The organism is Mesorhizobium loti CJ3sym (assembly GCF_000472785.1).
In the GTDB taxonomy this organism is placed as follows: domain Bacteria; phylum Pseudomonadota; class Alphaproteobacteria; order Rhizobiales; family Rhizobiaceae; genus Mesorhizobium; species Mesorhizobium loti_E.
Genome location: NZ_AXAL01000022.1, coordinates 68,405 through 86,682, shown reverse-complemented (window position 1 = coordinate 86,682; position 18,278 = coordinate 68,405). Strand labels below are relative to the sequence as shown.

Here is an 18,278-nt window from a genome sequence, read left to right as displayed (position 1 = left end):
TCAGTGGCAGGGAAATGCCATCGAATGGCGGTTGTCATGACCGGCATTGTGGACCGCATCGATGTGCGAGAAGCCGACAAAGCCGATGATGAACGTGCCGAGCAGTGCGGCGAGCGCCAGCTGCATGAAGCGCGACTGCGAGGAGACGGAGGCGCCGAGGGAGACGGAAGCGGTAGTCATATCTTGTCCTTTCACCCTCCACCCGAGGGCCTGTCAGTTTTGCCGTCGTCGGCAGGTCTCCTGGCTCGCGGATCAGCGCCCTTCTCCACCTTCCCGAAGACGAATCTTCAGTGGCATATGGAGAGGACTACCGCACACAGTTGCGGGGGCAGCCACGGCATTGGGCAACAATTCAGCCCGCACCGCATTCCCTCTTGGCTCCAAAACGGAACCGACGACTGTATGACTATAGGGAAAATCACTACAGGCGGCAAACCAAATTCCGCCGGCAATCAGCGCGATTGCGCCATGCCAGAGGGATCATCGGCGCGACAATTGACAATTGTCATGGCCGGGTGTCGGCTGACCTCTTCACAGGAAGCCAGCCATGCAGCCCATTGCCAGCGAGCGCGATCCCTATAACGGCCTGACCCGGGCCGAGCCGACGCTGCCCTCATCGGCCTATTGGGATGCGGCAGCCTATCAGCGCGACCTTGATGCCATCTGGTACAAAAATTGGCTGCTCGTCTGCCGCGAGGCCGATCTGGCCCAGCCGCTGGCTTTCCGCAGGTTCCGCATAGGCACACAGGACATCGTCGTGCTGCGCGACGACACTGGCGAGCTGCGCGCCTTCCATAACACCTGCCGCCACCGCGGCTCGCAGCTTTGCCAAGAGAGCGAGGGCCGGCTGAAGGCGCGGCTGATCACGTGCCCCTACCACGCCTGGTCCTATTCGCTGCGCGGCGATCTCGTGCGCGTGCCGTCGAAATCGCCGCCGGATGGTTTCGACAAGGCCGACCATCCGCTTTATCGCATCGCCCTTTCGGTGTGGCGGGGCTTCGTCTTCATCAATTTGCAGGAAGACGCGGCAGGCTCGGCGCAGGCATCCTTCGACCCTGCCTCCGGCAATCTCGGCAACTGGCCGCTGGAAGCGCTGGTCTCAGGCCATGTGCTGCGCAAGGTGATGAACTGCAACTGGAAGATCTTTTGGGAGAACTTCAACGAGTGCCTGCATTGCCCGGGCGTTCACAAGGACCTGTCGCGGCTGGTGCCGATCTATGGTCGCGGCCTGATGAGCCGCCACGACGATCCCGAATGGACGCGCCATGCCGACAATGACGCGCCGGAGTTTTCCGGCGGCCTGCGCGCCGGGGCCGAGACCTGGTCGCGCGATGGCCAGGCGCATGGACCGGTCTTCCCGGGCCTGACACCAGCCGAACGTGCAGCCGGCCAGACCTACGCCACCAGCCTGCCCTCGATGTTCATTGTCGGTCATGTCGACTATGTCAGGACCGTGCGACTGATGCCGCTCGGCCCCGAACAGACCGAGCTTATCGCCGAATGGCTGTTCACGCCCGAGGCGCTCAGCGACCCATCAACCGACATTGACAACATCGTCGCCTTTGGCACGCAGGTGCTGGAAGAGGATGCGGCGATCTGCGAGATCAACCAAAGGGGCCTGCGCTCGATGCGCCACGAAGCCGGCGTCCTGATGCCCGAGGAATATGAGTTGCACCGCTTTCACAACTGGGTGCGTGAGCGGCATGCGGCACTTTCTGCCTGATCCTCACAGCGACTTCGGCAGGTATCGCCAGGTCACGAAGCCGCAAACCGCCGCGAGCAGGCTGAGCGTGATAAACACCGAGCCCAGCCCGAAGAAAGCCAGCACGACGGAATAGACCAACGGCGGCGTCAGTTCGGAAAAGTCGAGATAGGTGCGGTAGACCGCCGCCATCTGCGCCCGCTCATAGGAGCGCACCGAGCGCATGAAAGCGGTCGAACCCAATGCGTCCAGCGCGATGGTGAAGAACGCGCCACCAAGCAGGAAGGCGCCGGTCAGCAACGGCGCGGTCGCTCCCACCGTGCCCGCCGCCAGCAGCATCGCCGACATGGCGAAATAGGCAAAGGTCATGGTCTTGCGGCCGCCAAAGCGTTTTCCCGCCTTGCCCCAGAAGATCGCCATGAACAGCAGCGCATTGCCGGCCGAGACCAGCAGGCCGCCGGCCAGTTCGCCCTCGCCGGTGATGACCATGAACAGCGGCCCATAGACGAAGAAGGTCGACCAGAAGCAAGACCGGCCAAAGGCGATCAGCCAGGCGAGCCTCAGCCTTGGCTGCGCGATGAAGCGGCCGATATTGGCGAGCGGGTTGGCTGGCCGGGTCTTGCCTGGCCGGATCGACTGGTTGTCGCCCAGCCGATAGGTCCAGAACAGCGCCAGCAGGGCCAGCGCGAACACCGCCACCGCGCCATGCGCGGCGTAGATGCCGAAGCGTGTGTAGAGGAAGATGCCGAGCGTCGGTCCGCCGGTCCAGGCAAACATCGACCACGCCATGCGCAGCGATTCGGCCTGCATGAAGTCGGTCTTGCGAATGTGGTCCATGATGTAGAGGTTTAGCGTGATCGACAGCGCGCTGGCGCCCATGACACGGCACAGCATTCCCGCCAATTGTCCGGCAAGCGTATGGGTGACAAAGAACAGCGAGCCGATGGCGAGCAGACAGGCGCCTGCCGTATAGACCCAACGCCTGGCAAAGCGGCGGATCAGCATCGGCATGCACAGGGTCACCGACAGGCCGAGCAGCGCCACGATGGTGTAGAGGATCGAGACGATCTGCTCATTGTGCAGGATTTCGTAGGCCTGGATCGGGATGACGCTAGACACCGTGGCCCGGGCAAACGATTCGACCGCGTAGAGCGAGGCGAAGGTACGCGCATCCGCGGCCTTGAGGGCCGGGAGCCAGATCGGATGGCGCACATGGGTGGACATTGCTTCCCCAAAGCAGAATCACCGGTCAAATCTGCCGTGGCCGTTCCCCAGCGATTAAGAGGAAACCGACGCGTAACCGGCAAAAAGCGAAACCGGTCAAAGGCTTCCCGATTCTGGCCTAAAGCGTCGTTCGATGCCGGCATCGCCGTGTTCCCGGCCTTCTTCTGTCACGCCCAACCGTGATAGTCCTCAGGCAGGGCTGAATCAGATCGCGAGACCATGACCATCCATACGCCGACCGCACCCGTTCCGGAGCCATCAAAGCGCATCGTCGCCATCGACATCGTGCGCGGCATCGCACTGCTGGCCATGGCGAGCTACCATTTCACCTGGGACCTGGAGAATTTTCACTACACCGATCCCGGCCTGACAGCCTTCGGCGGGTGGAAGATCTACGCGCGCTGCATCGCCTCGACCTTCCTGTTCCTGGTCGGCGTCAGCCTGTTCCTCGCTCACGGCAGACAGATCCGCTGGACCGGCTTCTGGAAACGCTTCGCCATGGTCGCCGTGGCGGCGATTGCCATATCTGCAGTCACCTGGTTCGTTACGCCGGGCGGTTTCATCTTCTTCGGCATCCTGCACGAGATAGCGCTGGCAAGCCTGCTCGGTGTCGCCTTCCTGCGCCTGCCGGCACTGCTCACCTTGCTGGTCGCGGCGGTGATTATCGTGGTGCCCTTCTATGTCAGCCTGGAATCCTTCGATCATCCCTGGCTGTGGTGGGTCGGCCTCTCCGCCATCAATCCCCGCTCCAACGACTACGTGCCGCTGTTCCCGTGGTTCGGCGTGGTGCTTGCCGGCCTCGCAGTGGCCAAGCTTGCCTCTACCTCGGGTCTGCTGCAGCGGCTGGCGAGCCTTACGCCCGGCCGCTGGGCCAATCCCTTGCTCTTCATCGGCCGGCACAGCCTTGCCTTCTACCTGATCCACCAACCGATACTGTTCGGCTGCGTCTGGCTGTTTTCGCAGGTGATGCCCGCCCCGGCCGAAACCCCGCAGGTGGAGTTCCTGAAAACCTGCCAGGTGTCGTGCGAACAGACGCGCAACGCGACCTTCTGTTCGAGCTATTGCGGCTGCATGCTCGACACGCTTGAAAAAGAAGCCTCTCTTGATCGGCTGTACAACAACGACCAGACTGCGGAATGGAAAGCGCATCTGTCCGATCTCGCCGGCATGTGCACGGCCCAGACCGAGGACAAGATGACGGAGGGAGGGCAGCAATGACCGAGCCGAAGCCGGGAGTGATCCCGTGGCCACCGGTGATCTACGCCGCGGCAATCGCCATCAGCGTCATCCTCGGCATGCTCTATCCCCTGCCCTGGATCGGCGACCTGCTGGGCGACCTGCTGTTCGCCGCCGGCTGGGTGGTGCTGTTTGGCGCAGCGGCACTCTGGGTCACCGCCATCCGCACCATGATGCGGGCCAAGACCACGCTCAGTCCGACCGCCTTGCCCGACCATCTCGTCACCTCAGGCCCTTTCGGCATCACCCGCAACCCAATCTATCTGGGGTTGACGCTGATGCTGATCGGTGTCGCCTTTGTCTCGGGGATAGCCTGGTTCTTCCTGTTTGCCTTCATTGCCGCCTTCGTCACGCAGAAGGTCGCCATCGAGGGCGAGGAAAAGATCCTGGCGGCGAAGTTTGGCAAGAAATACCGGGACTACGCCAAACGGGTGCGGCGCTGGATTTGAACAGCGGCTCAGGTGTTGACGCCGAGCTCCACCAGCCGCTCGACGCAGGATTCCTCGGCCTGGTCGAGTTCGGCCAGCGTCTCCTCGAGGTCGCGGCGCTTTTGCCTTAAATCCTCACGCTTTTCCTCGATGCGCTTGATCATCAGCTTGAGTTGACCGACCTCGCCGGGCGGTTCCTTGTACATCTGGATGATTTCGCGGATCTCGTTGATCGAGAAGCCGAGCCTCTTGCCGCGCATGATCTGCCGGATAAGATGGCGGTCGGACGGGCGAAACAGCCGCGTACGCCCACGCCGTACCGGCTGCACCAGCCCCTCATCCTCATAGAACCGCAGCGTCCGCGTCGACACGTCGAATTCGCGGGTCAGCTCGGTGATCGAATAATATTCCCGCATTGTCACTCCCGCACGCCGGAATTCAAAGGCGATCACCATGCGGCGCGCCCTTCCGTCCCGAACCAAACCCGTGCCATGGCGGAATCGACATGGCACCCCGCGCAAGCCTCGCACGGCATTTACGTAAAAGTCAATTGGGAGATGCTTCGGCCTTCACGGCACGGCGAACCACCATGTGGCGAGACCAAGGAAGGCGAAGAAGCCGACGACATCGGTCACCGTGGTGACGAAGACGGCAGAAGCAACCGCTGGATCGACCTTGAACCGGTCGAGCAGCAGCGGGATCAGGATGCCGGCAAGTGCTGCCACGAACATGTTGATGATCATCGCCGCCGCGATGATGCCGCCCAGATTGGGATCGCGGAACCAGGCGGCCGCGACAAGGCCAATCAGGACAGCGAAGATGAAGCCGTTGATGAAGCCGACGCCCATTTCGCGGCGGATGATGCGGCCGGCATTGTAGATGTCGATGTCCTTCGTAGCCAGCGCCCGCACGGTGACGGTCATGGTCTGCGAGCCGGCATTGCCGCCCATGCCGGCGACGATCGGCATCAGCACGGCAAGCGCCACGATGTGCTCGATCGTGCGGTCGAACAGGCTGATCACCGAAGCCGCCAGGAATGCGGTCAAGAGATTGATCAGCAGCCAGGGAACACGCGAGCGCGACGTCGAGAGAATGCTGTCGGAAAGCTCTTCGTCGCCGACGCCGCCCATGCGCAGCAGATCTTCCTCGGCCTCCTGCTGGATGACGTCGACGACATCGTCGATGGTCAGCACGCCGACCAGCCGCTCGTTCTCGTCGACGACGGCAGCGGAGAGAAGATCGTACTGCTCGAACTCACGCGCCGCTTCTTCCTGGTCCATCGTCGCCGGAATGGCGTGGCGCGTCTCGTGCATGACCTCTCCAACCTTGACCGTGCGCTTGGTGCGCAGAATCTGGTCGAGGTCGATGGCGCCAAGCAGCTTGAAGGTCGGGTCGATGACGAATATCTGGCTGAAGCGCTCAGGCAGGTTCTTGTCTTCGCGCATGTAGTCGATGGTCTGGCCGATGGTCCAGAATGGCGGCACCGCGACGAACTCCGTCTGCATGCGACGACCGGCCGTCTCTTCGGGATAGTCGAGCGAACGGCGCAGCCTGATCCGTTCGGTGAACGGCAGCTGCGACAGGATCTCGTCCTGGTCTTCCTTTTCGAGGTCTTCGAGAATGTAGACCGCGTCGTCGGTATCGAGCTCCTGCACGCCCTGGGCGATCTGCGCGTTGGGCAGATGATCGACGATGTCGCGGCGGATCGTCTCGTCGACCTCGGTCAGCGCCGAAAAGTCGAAGTCCGTGCCAAGAAGCTCGACCAGGGCACGACGCTGTTCGGGATGTAGCGCCTCGATGAGATCGCCGAGTTCCGACTGGTGCAGGTCGTCGACGTCGCGCTTCAGCGTCGGCGTGTCGCGGTCGGCGATGGCCGCGCCGATCTGCGCCAGGAAGGAGGACAGGACGGCGCCGTCCTCGCCATAGATGTCGGCGTGGGCGTCGTCAGCCGCCTTGGCGGAGATCGTCTGCTTGTCCTCCACCAGCCCCTACCGCCGTCAGGATTCCGAAAAGGTATCTGTCTGGTCTAGACCATGATCCCGAAAAGGGGAAACCGGTTCTGGGTCCGGCGCGCAAAACAGAAGAAACACCGGGACACGCAACGATTCGACTTCGCAGCCCCATCGCTCTAACCCACTGGAATTTCTGGAAAACTACACCCTTGCCCATCGGCACCGGTTTCGATCGATGCGACGTTCTCGTGCGGGCACAGACCCGTGGAGTACATCAAAAGACGACGCGCTCCAGCTTCAAACCGGCGCGACAGCTGATGTCGCTGGGGAAAGAGCACCCCTGCACGGTTGAGGCAGAATTGTCATGATGCAGGTCCAGGCAGTTGCTGGACCCGCCTAACCGTAAACCAGAACAGCCGGAAAGCCTTGAAGATCAGGTCGCAGACAGCGAACAAGGAAATCGAGGAGCGGCGCGTTCGCGTGGTCGTCGCCGAACGCAATCCGCTCGTCGTATCGGCTCTGCGCGAAATGCTGGAATGTGACGGGCGCTTCGAACTCCTGGCTTCGGTGCAGAGCGGCAGGCATTTCCTGGAACTGGCAATGGCGGGCGAATTCGATGTCGCCGTGATCGGTTGGAAGCTCGCCGACATGGATGGGGCGGATGTCCTGGCCGAGGTCCACAGCCGCAAGCTCAATGTGCGCATCGCGGTCTTTTCCAACGACCATGACATCGGCATCCTGAAACAGTGCGTGCGCCTTGGGGCCCAGGGCTACTGTTTCCAGTTCGACGACCCATCGATCATCTTCGAGACGATCCTGGCCGTCGCGCATGGGCGGATCTGCATCCCCTACATCGACATCAACAAGGTCAACGACACGCCCCTGGCGCTGCTCACGGTGCGCGAGCGCGAGTTGCTGGCGGTGCTTTCGGATGGCTGGACCAATCTGCAGATCGCGACGCGGACCGGCATCTCCGAGAACACGGTGAAGTACCACCTCAAGAATCTCTACGACAAGCTCGACGTCCGCAACCGGGCGATGGCCGTCGCGCTCTATTCGCGGGAGCGGCGTACCCAGAAGCAGCCTTTCGGGTAGGAGAACCGGGTAGGACTACCCCACCCGCGCGCGGCGAGATGTTACCCGCCAAGGTGTTGTTGGCGTTAGCCGTCGAAACGAAACTCCCCACCACCGCTTTGCTGGATCAGGAGGAGTTTGCACCATGGCCGGTTTCACCCATCTTTTCATTCCCGGGCCGACCAACATTCCCGAACAGGTCCGGCAGGCGATGAACCTGCCGATGGAGGACATGCGCGCCGCATCCTTCCCCGATCTCACTTTGCCGCTGTTCGAGGACATCAAAAAGGTTTTCAAGAACGAGACCGGCCGCGTCTTCATCTACCCGTCCTCCGGCACCGGCGCCTGGGAAGCGGCGATGACCAATGTGCTCAGCCCCGGCGACCGCGTGCTGATGTCGCGCTTCGGCCAGTTCTCGCATCTGTGGGTCGACATGGCCGAGCGGCTTGGCTTCGAGGTCGATGTCATCGACTGCGAATGGGGCACCGGCGTCCCGCTCGAGCTCTACGCAGAGCGGCTGAAGGCCGACAAGGCGCACCGCATCAAGGCCATCTTCTGCACCCAGAACGAAACGGCGACCGGTGTGACCAGCGACGTCGCCGGCTGCCGCGCAGCGCTCGACGACGCACACCACCCTGCTTTGCTCTTCGTCGACGGCGTGTCGTCGACCGGCTCGATCGATTTCCGCCAGGAAGAATGGGGCGTCGACTGCGCCGTCAGCGGCTCGCAGAAGGGTTTCATGCTGCCGGCCGGCCTCGGCTTCCTCTCGGTTAGCCGGAAGGCGCTTGTCGCTTCGAGGAGCGCCACCCACAGGCGCTGCTTCTTCTCCTTCGAAGACATGATCCGCGCCAACGATGCCGGCTATTTTCCTTATACGCCGGCTACACAGCTCTTACGCGGCCTGCGCGCCTCGCTCGACCTGATCGCCGAGGAAGGGCTGGACACCATCTTTGCCCGTCACCATCGCCTCGCCGAAGGCGTGCGCAAGGCGGTCGACGCCTGGGGCCTGAAACTCTGCGCCAGGGCGCCGAAATGGCACTCCGATACGGTCAGCGCCATCCTGGTGCCGGATGGCATCGACAGCGGTGACGTCGTCAAGCGCGCCTACGGCACCTACCAGACATCGCTCGGCGGTGGCCTCAACAAGGTGTTCGGCAAGGTGTTCCGCATCGGCCATCTCGGCTGGCTGAACGAGGTGATGGTGCTGGCCTCGCTGTCGGCGGCCGAAATGGCGCTGCTCGACTGCGGCGCGCGGCTGGCGCCGGGCTCGGGCGTCGGCGCCGCCATCCAGCATTTCCGCGCCTCGGCCGCCGTGCCGGTCGCCGAAGCGGCCTGAGGGGGAGCCGACGATGAGCCACACCATCAACCATCTGAAGAAACTCCGGCTGCAGCGCAGCGAGCTGGCGGTTCCCGGCTCCAGCCCGGAGATGATCGACAAGGCGGCCAACAGCGCCGCCGACTTCGTCTTCCTCGACATCGAGGACGCGGTCGCCCCGCCCGACAAGGAACGCGCCCGCAGGAACATCATCCAGGCGCTCAACGACATCGACTGGCGCGCCAAGGGCAAGACCGTGTCGGTGCGCGTCAACGGGCTCGACACCCACTACATGTACCGCGACGTGGTCGACGTGATGGAACAGGCCGGCGACCGTCTCGACACCATACTGGTGCCGAAGGTCGGCGTGCCGGCCGATCTCTATATGGTCGAGGCCATGGTCAACCAGATCGAGATGGCAAAGGGTTTCAAGACCCGCGTCGGCCTTGAGGCGCTGATCGAGACGGCGCTCGGCATGGCCAATGTCGAGGCCATTGCCGCCACATCAGGACGGCTGGAAGCGATGCATTTCGGCGTCGCCGACTATGCCGCGAGCTGCAAGGCGCGCACCGTCAACATTGGCGGCCTCAACCCCGACTATCCCGGCGACCAGTGGCATTTCGCGCTGTCGCGCATGACGGTTGCCTGCCGCGCCTATGGCCTGCGCGCGATTGACGGGCCATTCGGCGATTTCTCTGACCCGGAAGGCTACAAGGCCGCGGCAAGACGCGCCGCGGCGCTTGGCATCGAAGGCAAATGGGCAATCCACCCGTCGCAGATTGCGCTCGCCAACGACGTGTTCTCGCCGCCGGAAAAGGAGGTCACCCGCGCCAGACGCATTCTCGAAGTGCTGAAGGAGGCCGAGGCGCAGGGCAAGGGAGCGGCCGCACTCGATGGCAAGATGATCGACGCTGCGTCGGAGCGCATGGCGAGGAATGTCTTGGTGGTCAACGAGGCCATCGAACGCGCCGGCCAACTGATTAGCTAACGACCGCGCCACGCATTGACTGTTCAGGGAGAACAAAATGGACATACATGAATATCAGGCCAAGGAACTGCTCGCCCGCCACGGCGTGCATGTGCCGCGCGGCGGACTGGCCTACAGCCCCGAGCAGGCGACTTACCGGGCGCGCGAGATCGGCGGCAGCAAATGGGTCTTGAAGGCGCAGGTGCATTCCGGCGCCCGCGGCAAGGCTGGCGGCATCAAGCTCTGCGCCAATGACGAGGAAATCTCCAACGCGGCCGAAGCGATGCTGGGGCGCAAGCTGGTGACCCAGCAGACCGGCCCGCGCGGCAAGCTGATCTCCAGGCTCTATCTCGAGGAGGCCGTCGACATCGCGCAGGAACTCTATGTCGGCTTTGTCCTCGACCGCAAGGAAGAGCGCGTCATGATCGTGGCGTCGGCCGCCGGCGGCATGGAAATCGAGGACATCGTCGAAAAGGCGCCCGATTCCATCCTGCGCACATCGGTCGATCCCGGCGTCGGCATGCAACGTTTCCAGGCACGCGAGATCGCCTTCGGGCTTGGCCTCGACCACAATCTGATCGGCAAGGCGACCGAGACTATCTTCAGCTGCTACCAGGTCTTTCGCGATTACGACGCCTCGATGCTGGAGATCAATCCGCTGGTGGTGACCCGCGACGGCAATCTGATCGCGCTCGACGCCAAGATGTCGTTCGACGAGAATGCGCTGTTCCGGCGGCCGGAAATTTCGGAACTGCGCGACAAGAGCCAGGAAGATCCGCGCGAGACCTTCGCCAGCGACCGCGGCCTTTCCTATGTCGGCCTGGACGGCAACATCGGCTGCATCATCAACGGCGCTGGTCTCGCCATGGCGACCATGGACATGATCAAGATCGCCGGCGGCGAGCCGGCCAATTTCCTCGACATAGGCGGCGGCGCCTCGCCCGAACGGGTGGCGAAATCCTTCCGCGCCGTGCTCGGCGACAAGAATGTCGAGACCATCCTGGTCAACATCTTCGCCGGCATCAATCGCTGCGACTGGGTCGCCGAAGGCGTCATCAAGGCGATACGCGAGGTCGGCGTCAACGTGCCGCTGGTGGTGCGGCTTTCCGGCACGAAGGCCGAGGAAGGCCGCCGTATCCTGGCCGATTCCGGCGAGGCGGTGATTGTTGCCGACACGCTGGCCGAAGCCGCCGAAAAAGCCGTCGCCGCCTGGCGCGCGGCCGCCAAGAAAAAAGCAGCCTGAGGGAGGTCGAAAAAATGGCAATCCTGCTCAATCGCAGCACCCGCGTCATCGTCCAGGGTTTTACCGGCAAGATCGGCAGCTTCCATGCCGAGGACATGAAGCGCTATGGCAGCAAGCTCGTCGGCGGCGTCACACCCGGCAAGGGCGGCCAGAAGCATCTCGGCCTGCCCGTCTTCAACACAGTCAAGGGCGCGGTACGCGAGACCCGCGCGGAGGCCAGCATCGTCTTCGTGCCGCCGCCCTTCGCCGCCGATTCGATCATGGAGGCAGCGGACGCCGGCATAAAACTCTGCGTCTGCATCACCGACGGCATCCCTTCGCAGGACATGATGCAGGTCAAGCGCTACATGCTGCGCTACCGCTACGAGGACCGAATGCGGCTGATCGGGCCGAATTGTGCCGGCGTCATCACGCCCGGACAGGCGCTGATGGGTATCATGCCGGGCAGCATCTACCTTCCCGGCCGCGTCGGCATCGTTGGCCGTTCGGGCACGCTGGGCTACGAGGCCGCCTCGCAGATGAAGGCGCTCGGCATCGGCGTGTCGACCAGCGTCGGCATCGGCGGCGACCCGATCAATGGCTCCTCCTTCAAGGACATGCTGAAGCTGTTCGAGCAGGACGACGACACCGACGCGGTGGTGATGATCGGCGAAATCGGCGGCCCACAGGAAGCCGAAGCCGCGATCTGGGCGCGCGACAACATGCGCAAGCCCCTGATCGCCTACATTGCCGGCCTCTCCGCCCCAAAGGGCCGCCGCATGGGCCACGCCGGCGCCATCATCTCGGCCTTCGGCGAATCGGCGCAAGAGAAGGTGGAGATCCTGAAGGAGGCGGGCGTCGTCATCGTGCCGACGCCATCGTCGTTCGGCGAGGTCGTGGCGGATACGCTGGCCGGGATGAAGAAGGCGGCTTGATTCCCGCGCCTCTCACGCTGGAGGTCCCTCACATACGCCCGCGCGTCATCATGAGCTTAGTACGCGCATTCGCGTAACAAGATTGTAAGGCATTCCTCAGTCCGCCGAGCACGCGTGGTGCTCCCGGCACGAAAGTGCCGGGAGCGGTATCGTCACTTCACGAGTGCGGCCTTTTCAATCACCGCGGCGACTTCCCTCGCATGGACGACGAGGGAGGCGTGGCTGCCCGCAACCTCTGTCGTCTGGGCCTTCATTCTGTTGGCGAACATCCTCTGGACCTCGGGTGCGATTACCTTGTCCTTCGTGCTGACCACATAGAACGTCGGCTTGTCGTGCCAGGCTGCCTTATCGACGGGAGCCTCGAACGCCGTGTGGTTCAACGGGAGCTGATGGTTTGCCAGGGATTCGGCGATCTCCGGAGGAAGGTCGGCCGCAACTGCCGAAGGAAACACTTTGGGATCGATGTAGAGGTTACCCTTTTCGTCGGGGTGAATCGCCGCGCCGCCTTCGGTTGCCGGACCGCTCTTTGCCAGGATGGCAAGGGATTGTCCTACGTCGGGCGCGAATGCGGAGACATAGACGAGCGCCGAGACCTTCGGATCGTCACCTGCTTGCGTAATGACAACGCCGCCCCAGGAGTGGCCAACGAGAACGGTCTTGCCGTTTTGTTTCGCGAGCGCCTGTTTGGTGGCATCAACGTCCGCTTCGAGAGAGGTGAGCGGATTTTCAACGAGCGTTACGTTGTAGCCCTTCTTCGTGAGGATGTCGGCGACAGGCTTCCAGCTTGTCTGGTCGACGAAAGCGCCGTGGACGAGCACGATATTATGAGCCGCCCCCTTGGGCAGTTGAGCTGATTGGGCGGGTGCGACAATTGTTGCTCCGGCCATGAGGACTGTGGCGACGGAAAGTAGAAGATTTCGCATTGATTGCTCCTGTCGGGATGACGGACGACGCGCGTCCGGGAATGGGCAGCCGTCTGTGCGAAGCCGCGGTTCTTCCATCTGCCGTTTTGCGAGATGGATGACCGCACGACGCGTCAGGCCGCTGCGACATGAGATCGTCCGCGAAGGTCGCGGACGCTAGGGCACAATCGTCCGAATGTTGTGTCGGATCGTCCGGAGGACTAACGTCAGTGGCATGGATATCCTCGCTGAAGTGCTCGATCGCGTTCGCCTTGGCGGAACCTTGCTGTTCCACTTCGAGCTCGGCCATCCCTGGAATCTCGCGTTGCCGAAGCGCCCCTATGCCCTGTTCCACTATCTCAGCCGTGGCTCGGCTACCCTCGCGCTCGAACAGGGACGAGAGCTTCACATGACCGAGGGCGACTTTGTTGTCGTCACGCGGGGCGAGCCCCATGTGATCTACTCGGATAGCCGAACGGAGCCGTTACCGATTCTCGACATCGATCGACTGAACGGGCGTCTTGGCCTCATTCGTCATGGAGGCGGCGAGCAGCCGCGCGCGACGATGATATGTGGTAATTTCACTGTCGCACGGCCTTCGCGCGGCAGCGTTTTGGAATTGCTTCCGCCCTTGCTTCTCCTGAAACCGACGGAAGACGGAGGATGGCTCGCGGCGATTCTGCGACGCATGGTGAGCGAGGCGGCGTTCGAGCGCCCTGGACAAGGCGTTGCGCTCTCACGTCTGACTGAAGTGCTCTTTGTCGAGGTGTTGCGAAGCTGGATCAAGTCGCTTGGCCCCGGAGAAGGCGGGTGGCTGGGGGCGATGGCGGACCCGCACATAGGACCGGCGCTCCAGTTGATCCATGAACGACCTGATCAGCCCTGGACGCTTGGCGACCTCGGGCAAAGCGTGGGACTTGGTCGTTCGGCGTTTTCGGCCCGCTTCACCAAGCTCGTTGGTGAGTCCATGTACAGCTATCTGATCGCACGCCGGATGTCGGAGGCCGCGTTTCTGCTCGAAACAAGCGACGAGGCGATTGCTCGGATTGCGACCCGTGTCGGCTATGAGACCGCAGCCGCATTCTCGAAGCTGTTCCATCGACATCATGGCCTATCGCCTGGCCGTTATCGAGCAGTTCGCCGGTCTGACGGGGGCCGAACGCAAGGGGCCGTTCTGGAAGCAGAAGTCGCCGGTTGACCTCCCGTGCTTGTCGCCGCGCGGTGATCGACAACGTCGATGTGGACGGCACGGAAATCTGTATTCTCGGAAGGCGGGGGGTTCTGAAAGTCTGGTGATGGACGGCGGAGCGGCTCCGGCAGGAGTGCCCAGTTTTCCACCGAAATGGCGCGATCGGGAAGAATCGACTTCCACGGGTTGCCCCACAGCGATCTCAACACCGCGCGTCTACCAATTCCGCCACGACCAGCACTTGGTAGGAGCCGGAGCACGAGACGGCGCGCCCTGCACGCGCAGCCAGGCGACCTCCTGAGGATAGTCGAGTGGGCGCGCCAACCAGAGGCGCACGCACAGAGCCAAGATCAGACCAAGATTGCGCAACAAAACTTAACATCACTTCACGCATGCAGCCATCTTCACCTGAAATAGTCGCAACATCAGGGGGCTCTTACTCCCTCGCTGTTGTGGAGCATGCATGTTCAAAATCATTTCTGGAATCTTCGCCGGCCGAGCCTCTCTCGCCGCGATGGCAATCCTGTTTTCAACGCATTCGCAAATCGCGCTGGCGGCAGACGCCATTGCCGTCGACACCGATGCCGATACTGGGGATTTGACCCCGCCGCCCGAGCCTTCCCGTTTCGGGCGCTTCGAACAGAAACTGACGGACTGGCATGTCGTCCTCGGCGGTGGCGCCATCATCGCCCCCAAATATGAGGGCAGCAACGAGTTCAAGGTTATGCCGGTGCCGTTCATATCGGCGACATTCCACGACACGGTGACGATCGATCCGACGGGCGCCAACATCGCCCTCTATGAACAAGGGCCGTTCGAATTCAGTGCCCGGCTTGGCTACGACATGGGCCGCAAGGAAGACGATGCCGATGATCTGCGCGGCTTGGGGGATGTCGACATGGGCGCGATCGTCGGCGGCAAAGCGGTGCTGAAGTTCGGCCCGGCGGAAATCTTCGCGCAATTGGACAAGACCATCGGCGGCAGCGACGGCCTGGAGGGCACGCTTGGCGTTGAGCTAACCCAGCCTCTCTCCCAATCCTTGATGGTCGGCGCCGGCGCATCGGTCGTTTTCGCCGACGAAAAATACATGCAGGCCTATTTTGGCGTCACGCCCGAACAATCGGTTCGCTCGGGGTTGGCCCAGTATGATGCCGGCGCCGGATTGAAGCGTGCCGATTTTTCGATTTCCGCCACATATATGCTCAATCAGAACTGGATGGTGCGTGGCCAGGCGGGGGTCGGCATTCTTGTGGGGGACGCCGCCGACAGCCCTGTGGTCGTCGACAAGGTCCAGCCCTCGGGGATGCTCCTTGTCGGATACAGGTTTTGATGCCCACACATCTGCCAATGCAGGCTGCGGCAAACGCCGGCCGTACGGATTTGAACGCCGAGTTTAAATCGACGAGGCACGGGCCGCATATCCTCATTGTCGAAGACGATATCGAGATCGCGCGCATGCTGGGCGAGACGCTCGCTGAGAACGGCATGATCGTGGAAATCGCCGGCAATGGCGTCCGCATGAACGCAGCACTTCGCAGCCAGAAATTCGATCTGATCGTGCTTGATATCATGCTGCCTGGCGAGAACGGCCTCAGCATCTGCCGCCGGCTTCGTGCGCACACGAATGTTCCGATCTTGATGCTGACCGCGCTTGGCGAGGAAATCGACCGCATCTTCGGACTGGAGATCGGCGCCGACGATTACGTGACCAAACCGTTCAGCGCGCGCGAACTGACGGCACGGATACGGGCGTTGCTGCGTCGCACCGCTTACGCGCCCGACGAGCGGGACCGATCGAAGGTGCTGCGCTTCAACGGCTGGCGCCTCGATCCCGTTCGCCGGCAATTGCATGACCCAAGCAATGCGCGGGTTACGACCACAACGCATGAATTCGATCTGCTGCTGGCGTTTTGCCGCAATGCCGGCCGGGTTCTTTCGCGCGAGGAGCTTCTCAGCGTCACCCACGCCGGGCTTGCCGGGCCGATCGAGCGAAGCGTCGATGTCCATGTCAGCCGGATCCGCCAGAAGATCGAAAAGGACGCACGCGATCCAGTGCTTCTGAGGACCGTTCGGCTGGGCGGCTACATCTTCACCGCGACGGTGGAGGAAGCGTGAGGGGTTTGGTCCGCCGTTTCCTGCCGCAGTCAGTGCGTGGGCAGTTCACGGCAATCATTTTCATCGCGGTGATTACAATCATGTCCGTCGGCTCGGTCGTCGAAGGTTTGATCGAGAATATCGACCTTCCCGTTGTGGAAGACGCCGCCAAGCGAGCAGGCGTAGTCGCTGCCTTGTTGCGCGAAACACCAACCGAAGCCCGCAGCGCTGTTCTGGCCGCTGCAACGCGCGCCGGCTTTGATTTTAAGATCCTGCCCAGGCAACAGATCAGCAATGTTCCAGATTCCTATCTGCAATGGCGAAGCATCGCATGGCTTCTCCAGATCGACAGGGGCCCGATCGCTGGGCGCTGGATAAGGATCGGCGGCCAAGATGCGTTTGTTCTAGACCTCGACCGGCAGAGCGTCCTCGCTCATTTCGGCATGCCCGATTCCTGGCTGACATCGGGCTTCGTCCGTGTCTCGTTCTACAGGTTCATGGCTTTCGTCGCCTTGCCCTTGCTGATTTGGCTGTTCGCGGTCTGGGCCGTGACGGAGCCGTTGAAGCGCATTTCAGCGGCAGTCGGGGAAGCCGAGATCGAGAATGGCGATGAACTTTTCGCGGAACGCGGCTCCATTGAAATGATCGGCCTGGCGCGCGCATTGAACAGGATGCGGGCGCGTATCCGCACCATGATCGCAAACCGCACGCGCATGTTGCGCAGCGTCAGCCACGATCTGCGCACGCCTTTGACACGGCTGCGGCTTCGCGCTGAGCGGATGGATGATGGGCCCGTTCGAACTGCCATACTGTCCGACGTCCAGCACATCGAAGATCTGATCGACGAGACGCTGACCTATCTGCGCAACGATGTCTCGACGGAACAGCTGCAGCGGGCCGACATTGCCAGCGTGCTGCAAACCGTCTGTGCCGAATTCTCCGATGTCGGGTTTTCGGTTTCCTATTCCGGACCGGACAGGCTTCTGGGCTGGTGCAAACCCAATGCGCTGGCGCGTGCGATCACCAATTTGTGCGACAACGGGGTCAAATTCGCCGGCAACGTCACCGTCGCATTGACGCAGACCGACACGGCGGCGCGCATCGCGGTCGGCGACGATGGGCCGGGCATTTCGACGACGGCACGCTCCCGCGTCTTCGAACCCTTCTTCAAGGAGGACATGTCACGCGGCGTCGCGTCGAAGCACGGTTTCGGCCTTGGCCTGTCGATCGTCGCCGATATCATCCAGGGTCACGGTGGCAAGATCGAGTTGCACGACAACCAGCCAACCGGCCTCGTCGTTATCGTCGATCTGCCGAATGGACCAGGTATCCTGCCGTCATGAACGCTTGGCGCCGGCCGCCGAGCGCATGCCAAGGTAACGCACGGGCATATCAAGCGAAATGCGCCCCGCCCGCCATCGGCGGCTGACACAAATCGAATCTCGGGAGGGAGAATGGTGCGGTCGAGACGCACTAGGATGTCGTGGCATTGCTGTAAAATCAATGACTTATGTGTATAATCCGACAAACTTGTAGTGCAATTTGCAGTGCATTTCTATCGCCTCGATAGCCGCTGGATCGCTATGCTGTGCTGTGAGAGCGGCCCAACAATTTTCCAGAGTAGAGCCATAAATGCCTGATTTTATTGAAATATACAAAATCAGACAGTTACCGGATGGTTCGCCAAACCGTATCCTTCGTATGTTCTCGTATTCGGTGGCGAAACCCAGTAATGATGATTCCAGTTGAGACTCTGCTCCGGTCGCCTCGACACATCGTTGAAAGCAATGACGTTGAGGCGCACGATTTACAAATTATGTTGGTTGCAGGGAGGCGCAACCACCGACACCGACATTTGCTGAATGGAGAATTTGTCTCCAACCAAAACCGCACGATAATTCTGGTGCATAACAATCCCGCTCGACACCCCACGGGCATGATGGATCACAATGTTCGACGCCTCGATCTAAATCCTCTCCAAATCAATGGCTTACAAATTCCACCACCACCGACTCGATCGCGGGGCAACGGGTGGTCG

Annotated in this window: 17 protein-coding genes, 1 tRNA gene and 1 riboswitch; of the genes, 12 read left to right on the top strand and 6 right to left on the bottom strand. The window is 62.0% G+C overall.

The genetic code is table 11. The features are described from left to right. Positions 1 to 180, bottom strand: coding sequence for a CbtB domain-containing protein (locus A3A9_RS0126740; protein ID WP_027029535.1), 180 nt, complete (start codon positions 178 to 180; stop codon positions 1 to 3). Between the two features lie 33 nt (positions 181 to 213). Then, positions 214 to 411, bottom strand: a riboswitch (cobalamin riboswitch). 136 nt (positions 412 to 547) lie between these two features. Here A3A9_RS0126740 and A3A9_RS0126735 point away from each other — a divergent pair. Beyond that, the gene (locus tag A3A9_RS0126735; protein WP_027061374.1) at positions 548 to 1,723 is read left to right on the top strand and encodes an aromatic ring-hydroxylating oxygenase subunit alpha; all 1,176 of its coding nucleotides are present in this window, start codon (positions 548 to 550) and stop codon (positions 1,721 to 1,723) included. Between the two features lie 3 nt (positions 1,724 to 1,726). Here A3A9_RS0126735 and A3A9_RS0126730 read toward each other — a convergent pair whose 3' ends face one another. After that, positions 1,727 to 2,926: an MFS transporter gene (locus tag A3A9_RS0126730; protein ID WP_027061373.1), complete on the bottom strand. Its 1,200-nt coding sequence runs from the start codon at positions 2,924 to 2,926 to the stop codon at positions 1,727 to 1,729. Positions 2,927 to 3,145: 219 nt separating this feature from the next. On the opposite strand from A3A9_RS0126730, the gene A3A9_RS0126725 reads away from it, so the two are divergent. Further along, on the top strand, positions 3,146 to 4,144 hold the full coding sequence (locus A3A9_RS0126725) for a DUF1624 domain-containing protein (protein WP_027061372.1): 999 nt from the start codon (positions 3,146 to 3,148) through the stop codon (positions 4,142 to 4,144). After that, positions 4,141 to 4,611: a methyltransferase family protein gene (locus A3A9_RS0126720; RefSeq protein WP_027061371.1), complete on the top strand. Its 471-nt coding sequence runs from the start codon at positions 4,141 to 4,143 to the stop codon at positions 4,609 to 4,611. Before A3A9_RS0126725 ends, A3A9_RS0126720 begins: the two co-directional genes overlap by 4 nt. An 8-nt stretch (positions 4,612 to 4,619) precedes the next feature. Here A3A9_RS0126720 and A3A9_RS0126715 read toward each other — a convergent pair whose 3' ends face one another. Together A3A9_RS0126715 and mgtE are read right to left on the bottom strand one after the other, a co-directional pair. Beyond that, positions 4,620 to 5,006, bottom strand: coding sequence for a MerR family transcriptional regulator (locus A3A9_RS0126715; RefSeq protein WP_006203215.1), 387 nt, complete (start codon positions 5,004 to 5,006; stop codon positions 4,620 to 4,622). A gap of 153 nt (positions 5,007 to 5,159) precedes the next feature. Further along, positions 5,160 to 6,572 carry a magnesium transporter gene (mgtE, locus tag A3A9_RS0126710; RefSeq protein WP_027061370.1) on the bottom strand — a complete coding sequence of 471 codons (1,413 nt, stop codon included), beginning with the start codon at positions 6,570 to 6,572 and terminating at the stop codon, positions 5,160 to 5,162. Between the two features lie 396 nt (positions 6,573 to 6,968). Between mgtE and A3A9_RS0126705 the strand changes: the two genes are divergently transcribed. The 5 genes from A3A9_RS0126705 (at position 6,969) to sucD (ending at position 12,055) form a co-directional block, all read left to right on the top strand. Then, on the top strand, positions 6,969 to 7,637 hold the full coding sequence (locus A3A9_RS0126705) for a response regulator transcription factor (protein ID WP_082222237.1): 669 nt from the start codon (positions 6,969 to 6,971) through the stop codon (positions 7,635 to 7,637). Positions 7,638 to 7,761: 124 nt separating this feature from the next. Then, complete coding sequence (locus A3A9_RS0126700; RefSeq protein ID WP_027061369.1) at positions 7,762 to 8,952, top strand: aminotransferase class V-fold PLP-dependent enzyme; 1,191 nt, start codon at positions 7,762 to 7,764, stop codon at positions 8,950 to 8,952. Positions 8,953 to 8,965: 13 nt separating this feature from the next. After that, complete coding sequence (locus tag A3A9_RS0126695; protein ID WP_027061368.1) at positions 8,966 to 9,919, top strand: HpcH/HpaI aldolase/citrate lyase family protein; 954 nt, start codon at positions 8,966 to 8,968, stop codon at positions 9,917 to 9,919. Positions 9,920 to 9,956: 37 nt separating this feature from the next. Then, positions 9,957 to 11,141 (top strand): malate--CoA ligase subunit beta, encoded by a 1,185-nt coding sequence (locus tag A3A9_RS0126690; protein ID WP_027061367.1) that lies wholly within the window; start codon positions 9,957 to 9,959, stop codon positions 11,139 to 11,141. Positions 11,142 to 11,155: 14 nt separating this feature from the next. After that, complete coding sequence (gene sucD / locus A3A9_RS0126685; protein WP_027061366.1) at positions 11,156 to 12,055, top strand: succinate--CoA ligase subunit alpha; 900 nt, start codon at positions 11,156 to 11,158, stop codon at positions 12,053 to 12,055. 152 nt (positions 12,056 to 12,207) lie between these two features. Here the strand turns inward: sucD and A3A9_RS0126680 are convergent, their stop codons facing one another. Further along, a complete protein-coding gene (locus A3A9_RS0126680) occupies positions 12,208 to 12,978 on the bottom strand; it encodes an alpha/beta fold hydrolase (RefSeq protein ID WP_027061365.1) in 771 nt (256 codons plus the stop codon). Between the two features lie 214 nt (positions 12,979 to 13,192). Here A3A9_RS0126680 and A3A9_RS0126675 point away from each other — a divergent pair, with 214 nt between their 5' ends. Next, a complete protein-coding gene (locus tag A3A9_RS0126675; protein WP_027061364.1) occupies positions 13,193 to 14,155 on the top strand; it encodes an AraC family transcriptional regulator in 963 nt (320 codons plus the stop codon). 145 nt (positions 14,156 to 14,300) lie between these two features. Here A3A9_RS0126675 and A3A9_RS44295 read toward each other — a convergent pair. Next, positions 14,301 to 14,385: transfer RNA gene (locus A3A9_RS44295), tRNA-Leu, on the bottom strand. A gap of 224 nt (positions 14,386 to 14,609) precedes the next feature. On the opposite strand from A3A9_RS44295, the gene A3A9_RS0126670 reads away from it, so the two are divergent. Genes A3A9_RS0126670 through A3A9_RS0126660 form a run of 3 tightly spaced genes read left to right on the top strand, consistent with a single transcriptional unit; the run spans position 14,610 to position 17,583 of the window. Next, positions 14,610 to 15,476, top strand: a complete 867-nt coding sequence (locus tag A3A9_RS0126670; RefSeq protein WP_027061363.1) for a MipA/OmpV family protein — start codon at positions 14,610 to 14,612, stop codon at positions 15,474 to 15,476. Between the two features lie 17 nt (positions 15,477 to 15,493). After that, positions 15,494 to 16,261: a response regulator gene (locus A3A9_RS0126665; protein ID WP_027061362.1), complete on the top strand. Its 768-nt coding sequence runs from the start codon at positions 15,494 to 15,496 to the stop codon at positions 16,259 to 16,261. Beyond that, positions 16,258 to 17,583, top strand: coding sequence for a HAMP domain-containing sensor histidine kinase (locus A3A9_RS0126660; protein WP_027061361.1), 1,326 nt, complete (start codon positions 16,258 to 16,260; stop codon positions 17,581 to 17,583). The genes A3A9_RS0126665 and A3A9_RS0126660 overlap by 4 nt, the downstream gene beginning before the upstream one ends. The last annotated feature ends 695 nt before the right edge of the window (positions 17,584 to 18,278 follow it).

What these genes read in the sequence shown, in the direction of transcription:
- A3A9_RS0126740 (WP_027029535.1), bottom strand. Translation starts at nt 180, where the DNA reads ATGACTACCGCTTCCGTCTCCCTCGGCGCCTCCGTCTCCTCGCAGTCG.
- A3A9_RS0126735 (WP_027061374.1), top strand. Translation starts at nt 548, where the DNA reads ATGCAGCCCATTGCCAGCGAGCGCGATCCCTATAACGGCCTGACCCGG.
- A3A9_RS0126730 (WP_027061373.1), bottom strand. Translation starts at nt 2,926, where the DNA reads ATGTCCACCCATGTGCGCCATCCGATCTGGCTCCCGGCCCTCAAGGCC.
- A3A9_RS0126725 (WP_027061372.1), top strand. Translation starts at nt 3,146, where the DNA reads ATGACCATCCATACGCCGACCGCACCCGTTCCGGAGCCATCAAAGCGC.
- A3A9_RS0126720 (WP_027061371.1), top strand. Translation starts at nt 4,141, where the DNA reads ATGACCGAGCCGAAGCCGGGAGTGATCCCGTGGCCACCGGTGATCTAC.
- A3A9_RS0126715 (WP_006203215.1), bottom strand. Translation starts at nt 5,006, where the DNA reads ATGCGGGAATATTATTCGATCACCGAGCTGACCCGCGAATTCGACGTG.
- A3A9_RS0126700 (WP_027061369.1), top strand. Translation starts at nt 7,762, where the DNA reads ATGGCCGGTTTCACCCATCTTTTCATTCCCGGGCCGACCAACATTCCC.
- A3A9_RS0126695 (WP_027061368.1), top strand. Translation starts at nt 8,966, where the DNA reads ATGAGCCACACCATCAACCATCTGAAGAAACTCCGGCTGCAGCGCAGC.
- A3A9_RS0126690 (WP_027061367.1), top strand. Translation starts at nt 9,957, where the DNA reads ATGGACATACATGAATATCAGGCCAAGGAACTGCTCGCCCGCCACGGC.
- sucD (WP_027061366.1), top strand. Translation starts at nt 11,156, where the DNA reads ATGGCAATCCTGCTCAATCGCAGCACCCGCGTCATCGTCCAGGGTTTT.
- A3A9_RS0126680 (WP_027061365.1), bottom strand. Translation starts at nt 12,978, where the DNA reads ATGCGAAATCTTCTACTTTCCGTCGCCACAGTCCTCATGGCCGGAGCA.
- A3A9_RS0126675 (WP_027061364.1), top strand. Translation starts at nt 13,193, where the DNA reads ATGGATATCCTCGCTGAAGTGCTCGATCGCGTTCGCCTTGGCGGAACC.
- A3A9_RS0126670 (WP_027061363.1), top strand. Translation starts at nt 14,610, where the DNA reads ATGTTCAAAATCATTTCTGGAATCTTCGCCGGCCGAGCCTCTCTCGCC.
- A3A9_RS0126665 (WP_027061362.1), top strand. Translation starts at nt 15,494, where the DNA reads ATGCAGGCTGCGGCAAACGCCGGCCGTACGGATTTGAACGCCGAGTTT.